This window comes from Stenotrophomonas sp. STEN022 (assembly GCF_056760155.1).
This window is the reverse complement of the sequence record NZ_JBRREG010000062.1, coordinates 20,258-29,013: the sequence shown is the minus strand read 5'-3', so window position 1 is coordinate 29,013 and position 8,756 is coordinate 20,258. Positions and strand designations below refer to the sequence as shown.

Genomic DNA, 8,756 nt, shown 5'->3' with positions numbered 1-8,756 from the left:
GTCACTGCGGTTCCAGGTCGCAGTTTCGTCGAACTCTGAGAAATCTTCAGCTTCGCGGCTCACGCCGCTCCCACAAAAGCCCGGCCGCTCAATCCTACGCCTCCGGCAATACCTTGCCCGGATTGAGGATGCCGTCCGGATCCAGCGCCAGCTTTATCGCGCGCATCGTCGCCAAGGTTCCTGCCGAAAACGCCTGCGCCATGAAATCGCGCTTGGCCAGGCCAATGCCATGCTCACCCGACAAGGTGCCGCCCAGCTGCAGCGCCAATGCAAATACCTTGGGCAGGGCCGCATGCGCGCGCACGTTCTCGTCTGCATCATCCGGGTGATAGAGGATGTTGACGTGCAGGTTGCCGTTGCCGGCATGGCCGAAGGTCACGATCGGCAACCGCGCCTGCGCCGATAGCTGTTGCACGCCTTCCACCAGCGCCGGGATCTGCGATACCGGCACCACTACGTCTTCATTGATCTTGCCTGGTGCGATGGTTTTCAGTGCTGGCGACAACGCGCGGCGTGCCGCCCACAGCTTGTCGCGCGCACTGCCATCGGTGGCCACATCCAGCGCCAGCATGCCGTCGCCTTCAGCCGCCTCGGCCAAGGCATTCAACAGGTAGGGCAGGGTGTCTTCATCACCGTCTGCATCGATCAGCAACATCGCGCCGGCTTCGGGCACCTGCGCACCGTTGTGACGCAGCAGCTGCAGGCTGCGGGCGTCCATGAATTCCAGCGTGGTCGGCGTTACCGGTTGTGCCATCACCCGCGATACGGCAGCGGCAGCCGCTTCGGCATCGCGGTACAGCACGCGCAGGCCAGCCTGGCTGCGCGGGCGCGGGGTCAGCTTGAGTGTTGCCTCGACGATCAGCGCCAGTGTGCCTTCGCTGCCAACCAGCAGATGGGTGAGGTCGTAGCCGGTGGAATCCTTGGTGTAAGGGCCACCGCACTGGATCAACTCACCGGTGCCGGTGATCGCGACCAGGCCAAGTACGTTGTCGCGGCTGGTGCCGTACTTCACCGCGCGCGGGCCGCCAGCATTGCAGGCCAGGTTGCCGCCGATGCTGCAGATATCCGCACTGGAAGGATCCGGCGGCCAGAACAGGCCGTGCGGCATCAGTGCCTGTTGCAGATCGCCGTTGAGTACGCCGGGTTCGACCACCGCGCAGCGATCGCCGGGTTGTATCGCAACGATGCGGTTCATGCGCGCGAACGACAGCACAATGCCGCCAGCCGTGGGTACCGCAGCGCCGGTGGTGCCGGTGCCTGTGCCGCGACCGACCAGGGGCACGCCGTGTTCACGGCAGGCGCGGACGATGGCTTGAACCTGTTCGCGTGTGCTTGGCAGGGCCACACCTTGTGGCAAGGCGTGTCGCCAGGAGTTGTCCTGCGCATGGGCTGCGAGTGAGCTGGCGTCGGTGCGCCAGCCGTCGCCCAGCAGTTGTGAGAGGGTGTGCTTGAAAGCGTCGGAAAGAGGTGTGTTCACCGGCCCATTCTAGGCCGTGTCATCCGCTGCTGCCGGTCTTGATGTTCTGCGCTGGCCGCGTGCGTACATGTTCGGGCAGCAGGGCCAGTACCTGCTCCAGGATCTCCGGCAACGACTCTTCCGAATAGCCGCGATGGACGGCGCTGATGCGGCCATCCTGGTCCAGCACGAACATCAGGGGGATGGCCTTCACCCCATAGGCCTCGGCAGCCTTGCCCTTGCTGTCGAGTACGTATTCCAGGTCGAGCTTCCGGTTGCGGCGGGCAAAGTCCACCACCTGCGCGCGCGGTTCGTCCCAGTTCACCGCGATGACCTCCAGCGCGTCCTTGCCAACCACGCTCTGCAGGTGGGCCAGCACGGGTAGTTCGCGCATGCAGGGGCCACACCAGCTCGCCCAGAAGGTCATGATGACCACCTTGCCGCGACGTTGTTGCAGGTCGACCAGTTCGCCCGGCAGGTTCTTTCCGAGTGCGATCGAAGGCGGGAACTCGCCGGCGGCAGGGATGGCAGCGGCGAAGGAAGGGATGGACAGCAGCAACAGGCAGCAGGACAGCAGCAGTCTTGAAGACTGCAGCAGGCGGTGGCGCATGGTTTCCCCCGGGTGGCTCAGTCGTCGGCGCGGTGGCGCCAACCCTGCGGCGATTGAACCATCTTCCAGCCGATCACGGCCACCAGCAAAGGCAGCCATATCCAACGCAGTTCGGACAGTACGGTCTGCAGGCCGCGCGCGCTGAAGAAGTTGTTGGCGAAGGGGGATACGCGGATGGGCCGCCACGGTGCGAACAGACGCTGATCGCTCCATGGCCACCACAGCGCGACGCCGAGGCCGCCGGAGGTCAGGGCGTCCAGCAAAGGGTGCGACAGCGCGCAGATGAAGACGAATGCAAACGCCTGCAGGCGGCTCGCACGCAGTGCCTTGGCAAAGGCGATTGCCAGGGCTGCCAGCAGCGTGGCGAACAGCAATGAGTGGCTGGCACCGCGATGGCCAAAACTATCGGCGTAGGGGATATGCAGGGCGAAGGCCAGTACGTCCGCATCGGGCAGCATTGCCGCAGCAACGCCCGCACCCAGCAGACGCGCGGAAACGCGTCCGCGCTCGCTGGCGCACCACAGTGCGAGTGGGATCGCGGCATGGGTGAATATGCTTGGCATCAGCAGTCGTCGGCGCGGAACGCGTCGCGTATCCAGGTCAGGCGTGGCGGTTCGCCGCTGGCTTCGACCACATCGAAGCGGCAGGGGTGGTTGGCCAGCGTGGGGTGTTGGCTCAGGTAGAGCTGGGCGGCGCGGACCAGCTTGCGGCGCTTGTTGATATCGATGGAGGCAGCGCCGCCGCCAAATTGGGCCGAGCGGCGGTAACGCACTTCGACAAAGACCAGGCTGGCTGCATCGCGGTCGTACATCACCAGGTCCAGCTCACCACCGCGAAAGCGCACGTTGCTGGCCCGCCACTGCAGCCCGGCCTTTTCAAGCAGGACACGGGCAGCGGCTTCCACCGCTGCACCGCGTTCGTTCTTCTCAGCGACCATCACCGATGGCGACCGGGCGGCCAGTACTGAAGGTGGACCAGGCCGGCGTGCGCAGCACATTGCCGAAACCGTCCAGGTGCAGGGTGCCGGTGGCACCGCTGAGGCCGCCGCTGGTGCTGTTGGCCAGCTTCTCCATGTAAGCGGTGATTTTCCAGGCGTCATAGCCGAAGGCAAACAGGCGGCCGGCGCCGCCGCGTGCGGTCGGCAACGTGGTGGCAACTGCTGCCGCGGCTGGCAGGCCGGCAACACCACGGCTGCTCCAGGCATCGGTCGGGAAGGCGATGCCATCCAGGGCGACATCGTCTTCGGCCTTGCCGGTGCCTGCGGTCAACTGCGAGGTGCCGACACGGCTGACGCCGCCCAAGCCGGCCAAGGCCAGCTGCGGCGCCAGTACGCGCGCCTGGTTGCCCTTGACCGCGAGCAGGATCGCGTCGATTCCGGTTGCCTGACGCAGCTGCGCGGTGATATCTGCAGGAACTTCGCCGACATTGATGGTCGCTGCGATCTTGCCGCCGCGTTCGCTGAAGCGTTCCTTGAAGGCACCGCTGGAACGACGGCCGGCGTCGTCGCTGCTGGCGATCACCAGTACGTTGCGGCGCTCGCGACCGAGCAGGTACTCGGCGGCCATCAGGCCGTCGTCTTCCGGTGCCAGCGAGAAAGCCGCGCTGCCCGGCGGCGGTGCGTCCTTGCCGCGATTCAGGGCAAGCAGCGGTACCGGCAGTTCGCTGCGGTGGAACAGCGCGTCGACTTCGTCGCGGCCGAGCGGGCCGACAATGAAGTCGACGCCGTTGCCGACCGCCTTGTCGTAGGCCGCGCCGGCACCGCTGGCGGTGCCCTTGGTGTCAATGAAGTCGATGGCCGGGCGGCGACGGCTTTCGCCGTAGTAGCCGGCCAGCAGGCCATCACGAACCGAGGCACCGGCGGCTGCGAGGTTGCCGCTGAGCGGCAACAGCACTGCCATCTTCACTGGTGGGCGGTAGCCGTCGGCATCGGCGGCAGGACGCTTGCTGGTATCCAGCTGTGAGGTGGTATCGCGGTCGAATGGACGCGGCAGCGGCAGGCCGCGGCCGATCAGAGCGCGGCCTGCGTGGTTGTAGAGCGGATCACCGACCGGCAGCGCGGCGGCACGGCTGCTGAGGGTGGTGTCGTTCAGGCCGGCCAACAGGCGGGTGATGGCGCGTTGGTTGTCATTGCGTGCCGTGCCGCTGAGCAGGGCGCCGGCGCGGGCGCGCTCGGCGGCTGCTGCAAAGGCGTCGCCGGTGGCTTCCAGCGCCTGCGCGCGGGCCAGGTACCAGCGTGCCTGCAATGGCGCTGGCAGCGCCGCCGGATTTTCGGTCAATACCTGCAGCACGGTCGCCGGCTGCTTGTCGCCCAACGCCAATTCGGCCTGCAGCAGGTTGAAGCGCTGGCGGGTGGCGCCGGACAGCTGGCGTGGTTGCACCTGTGCCATCAGCATGCGCGCACGCGCGCTGTCACCGGCTTCCTGCCAGGCAAAGGCGGCATCGGCCAGCAAGGGGCTCTTGGCGGCGCCGCGTACCAGTGCGGCCTGGGCTTCCAGCTGCTGTGCCGCGTCGCGCGGTTTGCCTTGTTCAAGCAGGGCGATAGCGGCCTGCTGGGCGGGGGAGCTGGTCGGCGCTACGCTGGTGGTGGCGCAGCCGACGAACAGCAGCATCGACAATGACAGGGCGGAAATCCGTGCGGCTGGCTTGTTCATTTGAGGTCCGTTCGACAGGGCGCGGCAGTGCCGGGCGGGGGAAACGGTACGATTCTACCCTTGGCCCACGGAAATACCGATGATGAGTACTGCTGCTGCCACCTTGTATGTCGTTGCCACGCCGATCGGCAACCTTGGCGATCTGAGCCCGCGTGCACAGGAGGTGCTGCGTTCGGTGGCCGCCATCTGCGCGGAAGACACCCGTCATACCGGTCAGCTGCTATCGCATTTTGGCATCAGCAAACCCTTGGTGGCGCTGCACGACCACAACGAAGAGGCGATGGCCGAGCGCGTTGTGGCGCGGTTGCTGGGCGGTGAGTCGCTGGCGGTGGTCAGCGATGCGGGTACGCCGCTGGTCAGCGACCCTGGCTTCCGTCTGGTGCGCGCGGCGCGAGCAGCCGGGGTCAAGGTCAGTCCAGTCCCAGGCGCCTGCGCGGCAATTGCCGCCTTGAGTGTGGCCGGATTGCCCAGTGATCGCTTTGTATTCGAAGGCTTCCTGCCGGCCAAGGGCGCAGCCCGGCGCGAGCGCCTGAACAAGCTGGCGGCCGAGACCGGCACTTTGGTGTTCTATGAATCCTCGCACCGCATCGCCGAATCGCTGGCTGATATGGCGGCGGCCTTTGGTGGTGAACGTCCGGCGGTGGTGGCGCGCGAATTGACCAAGCTGTTCGAAACCGTGCTCGATGGCAGCCTGGAGCAACTGCTGGCCAAGGTGCTGGCCGACGACAACCAGCGCAAGGGCGAGTTCGTGGTGATGGTGCAGGGCGCCGGCGACGATGAAGAAGCCAAGATCGCCGAAGGCCGACGTCTGTACGCCAAATTGAACGAGCACCTGCCGCCTTCCACTGCTGCCAAGCTGGCGGCCGAACTGAGCGGCGCGTCGCGCAAGGCTTTGTATGGACAGGGCAGCAACGACTGAGGCGATGTGGGCGGCGGCCGATGCTGCCAGCCTGCGCCAGCAACTGGACCTGCGCGAGCACCCGCTGGCGGGTGGCACTGGCGGCGAGATCAAGACCCAGCGCGAGCGCTGGATGATGGTGCGCTGGTTGACCGCCTGGGCGTCGGAGCTGGTTTATCCGCTGCGGGTGAGCAAGCGCGAGAGCCCGGACTTCATGCTGGATGCCGGCGATACGCGGATCGGCGTGGAATGCATGGAAGTGGTGCCTGAGGCCTTCAAACAGGTGCAGGCCAAGTTGAACGGCATCAACTCCGGCTGGGTGCGGCCGGTGCCGCAGCATCGCACCGAGGAGGCGCGGGCCGAATGGGATAGCCCATTGTTGCGGCAGTTGTTGGCCGATACCTATGAAGGCAGTCCGTGGGCAGGCGATGAGCCTGAGCGCTGGTGGGTGGAGGTGATGCGCTGGGCGGTGGAGAAGAAACGTCAGGTCCTGCACAAGCCGGGCTATGCCCGGCAATCGCGCAATGTGTTGTTGCTGTACGACAACTGGCCGTTGCCGGCAGTGGCTTTCGTCGAAGATGCCGATCCTGCAGTGCTGCGTAGCTGGGCGCTGGCGGCGCTGGATGAACTGTCACGGCAGTTGCTGGGTAGTGGTGCGCACGCGGACTTCCAGCAGATCGACATCCTGCATGAAGGCTGGTTGCTGTCATTCACGCATGACGGCGTGCGACCGCTGCGTTACCGGATGCTTGCAGCTGAATGAAATGATCGGCCGGTGTGGTGCTGGACGTGCGACAATACGCGCGGCGGAGTCGGCCAGACAGTCGCGTCATTCCTTCGGGAATGCCGAGGAAAGTCCGGGCTCCACAGGGCAAGGTGCCAGGTAACGCCTGGGCGGCGCGAGCCGACGGAAAGTGCAACAGAAAGATACCGCCGAACGGCCTTCGGGTGCGTGGTAAGGGTGAAATGGTGCGGTAAGAGCGCACCGCGAGTCTGGTAACAGACCGGTACGGCAAACCCCACCTGGAGCAAGACCAAATAGGGACCTAATGGCGTGGCCCGCGTCGGGTCCGGGTAGGTTGCTTGAGCGTTACGGTGACGTAGCGCCTAGAGGAATGACTGTCCACGACAAAACCCGGCTTATCGGCCGACTCCGCCGCTTTTTCTGCCCGCTGGGCAGAAAAAGCCCCAAAGTTTTGCAAGGCAAAATTTTGGGCCCCTGGCCTTTAGCCTTCCAATTCCCTGCGCCTGTCGGCGCGCCCCCTTTACTAAAGGGGGCTGTTGCTCTTCGGATTTTTTGCTTGGCTCGCTGCGCATCGTGGAGGGGAGGGTGCGGCTGTGGCTTTTGCTGCGCGCTGGCTCGGCTTTTGCTGTGGCTGTGGCTGCTGCTTCGGCTTCGGCTTCGGCTTTGGTTCCTGCTTCTGCCTAGCTGTCCTCTTTCCCTTCTCCCGCCTGCGGGGGAAGGTGCCCGGAGGGCGGATGGGGGGCTTTTGATCTTGCGTTGGATTTGACCCACAGCCAAAGCAAGATCAAAAACACCCCTCCCCAGCCCTCCCCTTCGCCTGCGGCGAATGGGAGGGAACTAGGAGCCAAAGCCTTCTTTCCCAATCTCCATGCGCACCTCCCCCAGATACACGCCATCCGGGCCAAACCGGCGTTCGTGGATGAAGCCACCACCATCCTGGCCGATCGCCACGATTGTGCTGGCGCGGGTGCCGTAGTCGGTCCCGCGAATGAAAGCGCTGGAGAGCTGTCGCTCCCATTCCCGCGAAATTCCGGTGGCGGGCAGCGCCGCGTCCGCTGCCTGCTGCTCATTGGCCAGCGCCGCCCAGAGCGGCTCCAGACCGTCACTACCGGCGGCCAACCAATCCTCAAGCACGCCCATCAGGCGGCGGGTCTTGGGCCAGGGGGCATCCAGTGCGCCGTTGGACATGCCGTGCACGCCGGGCGCCAGATCCTGTCGGACCTGCGGGTGGTTGCCCAGATAGCTGCAGCTCTCGGCGTCGGCAACCAATAGATTGAACGGTGCGAACGCCGGCGCCCGGCTGGCCAGAGTGTCGGCATAGTCCGTGGCCGGCTGTCCGCCGGCCAGGTAGCTGGCGATCAGTTCACCGCGCGAAGGCCCGCCGATGGCTGCGCTCGGGTCACGCACATTGGTGACCACGGCGGCTTGGCCGTACACATTCACGCCCATCCAGCTGCCGCCGGAGCGCAGATCGCGGCCGGCGATCACGTTGTCGTAGGGCGATGACCAGCGCTGCAGTGGCGCGGTGGGGCGGGCGTGGAACTCGTCACGGTTGCCGGCCATGAGCAGGCGCCAGTGCGGGTGGGTTTTCCAGGCGAGAGCGACAAGGCACATGCACGGAGTGTGCCGTTTTGCGCGGGTGTCAGCCAAGTGCGGCTGAATGGCGGCTGGGCTGCGGCCCCGTTTTCACGCTGCCTCTACACCACTGAATTTCATACAAATCTCAAAATTTGAAGTAAACCAGTAACTTGTGGATAAACCTTGAACAACTCTCTAAACATTGGTGCAAACCATTGATGCGGCACGTGATTTTGTGCGCGAAAAGTTGTTGACAACCCTAGGGCCGCTGCTAAGGTGGGCATCAGAGGGGAAACCGGGTTTTTTGTGGTTTTTCGTGGTTCAATAACTTCCCAAGCAAAACCAACGAACGGGTGCCACAGGCGTGTTCCAGGGTGAGACTGCCATCACGGTTGACGACAAGGGACGCATGGCGGTGCCAACCGCCTATCGCGACCTGGTTGCGCGTGCCAGCGGTAATCGCCTTGTGCTGACCTACAACCCCTTCGAAGCCGGTTGCTTGTGGTTGTACTCAGAGCAGGAGTGGGAGCGGGTGCGGGACGACGTAATGGCAAAGCCCAATACCCAGCGTGTAGTGCGCACCCTGCAGCAGAAACTTGTCGGCTCGGCCGCCCATCTGGAACTGGATGGCAATGGCCGTATCAGCCTGCCGTCCAGTCACCGCAGTGCGGTGGGCATCGAGAAGAAAGCAGTGCTGATGGGCATGGGTGACAAGTTCGAATTGTGGAGCGAGCAAGCGCATCGCGCACTGATCCAGCAGACGTTGTCTGACGAGGATCTGGGCGATGGGCTTCTCGATCTCAAGTTGTGAGCCGGGG

9 protein-coding genes and 1 other RNA gene are annotated in these 8,756 nt (G+C 64.8%); 4 read left to right on the top strand and 6 right to left on the bottom strand.

Annotation, left to right across the window (positions count from 1 at the left end):
- Positions 1-94: 94 nt before the first annotated feature.
- The 5 genes from ACVOMF_RS13570 to ACVOMF_RS13550 are packed head-to-tail and all read right to left on the bottom strand — an operon-like array spanning position 95 to position 4,717.
- Positions 95-1,477 carry an FAD-binding oxidoreductase gene (locus tag ACVOMF_RS13570; protein WP_481509774.1) on the bottom strand — a complete coding sequence of 461 codons (1,383 nt, stop codon included), beginning with the start codon at positions 1,475-1,477 and terminating at the stop codon, positions 95-97.
- Between the two features lie 19 nt (positions 1,478-1,496).
- A complete protein-coding gene (locus ACVOMF_RS13565; protein WP_481509773.1) occupies positions 1,497-2,066 on the bottom strand; it encodes a TlpA family protein disulfide reductase in 570 nt (189 codons plus the stop codon).
- Between the two features lie 17 nt (positions 2,067-2,083).
- Positions 2,084-2,629, bottom strand: coding sequence for a metal-dependent hydrolase (locus ACVOMF_RS13560; RefSeq protein WP_481509772.1), 546 nt, complete (start codon positions 2,627-2,629; stop codon positions 2,084-2,086).
- Positions 2,629-3,003 (bottom strand): YraN family protein, encoded by a 375-nt coding sequence (locus ACVOMF_RS13555; protein WP_481509771.1) that lies wholly within the window; start codon positions 3,001-3,003, stop codon positions 2,629-2,631. The genes ACVOMF_RS13560 and ACVOMF_RS13555 overlap by 1 nt, the downstream gene beginning before the upstream one ends.
- Complete coding sequence (locus tag ACVOMF_RS13550) at positions 2,993-4,717, bottom strand: penicillin-binding protein activator (RefSeq protein ID WP_481509770.1); 1,725 nt, start codon at positions 4,715-4,717, stop codon at positions 2,993-2,995. The genes ACVOMF_RS13555 and ACVOMF_RS13550 overlap by 11 nt, the downstream gene beginning before the upstream one ends.
- A gap of 82 nt (positions 4,718-4,799) precedes the next feature.
- Here ACVOMF_RS13550 and rsmI point away from each other — a divergent pair, with 82 nt between their 5' ends.
- From rsmI to rnpB, 3 genes are all read left to right on the top strand, one after another.
- Positions 4,800-5,636: a 16S rRNA (cytidine(1402)-2'-O)-methyltransferase gene (gene rsmI, locus ACVOMF_RS13545; protein ID WP_481509769.1), complete on the top strand. Its 837-nt coding sequence runs from the start codon at positions 4,800-4,802 to the stop codon at positions 5,634-5,636.
- A complete protein-coding gene (locus tag ACVOMF_RS13540) occupies positions 5,614-6,378 on the top strand; it encodes a hypothetical protein (RefSeq protein ID WP_481509768.1) in 765 nt (254 codons plus the stop codon). Before rsmI ends, ACVOMF_RS13540 begins: the two co-directional genes overlap by 23 nt.
- Before the next feature lie 45 nt (positions 6,379-6,423).
- Positions 6,424-6,774: RNase P RNA component class A (gene rnpB, locus ACVOMF_RS13535), an RNA gene on the top strand.
- Positions 6,775-7,197: 423 nt separating this feature from the next.
- On the opposite strand, the gene ACVOMF_RS13530 is transcribed toward rnpB, so the two are convergent.
- The gene (locus ACVOMF_RS13530) at positions 7,198-7,974 is read right to left on the bottom strand and encodes an NRDE family protein (protein ID WP_481509767.1); all 777 of its coding nucleotides are present in this window, start codon (positions 7,972-7,974) and stop codon (positions 7,198-7,200) included.
- Positions 7,975-8,302: 328 nt separating this feature from the next.
- On the opposite strand from ACVOMF_RS13530, the gene mraZ reads away from it, so the two are divergent.
- A complete protein-coding gene (gene mraZ, locus ACVOMF_RS13525) occupies positions 8,303-8,749 on the top strand; it encodes a division/cell wall cluster transcriptional repressor MraZ (protein WP_282266355.1) in 447 nt (148 codons plus the stop codon).
- Positions 8,750-8,756 lie beyond the last annotated feature (7 nt).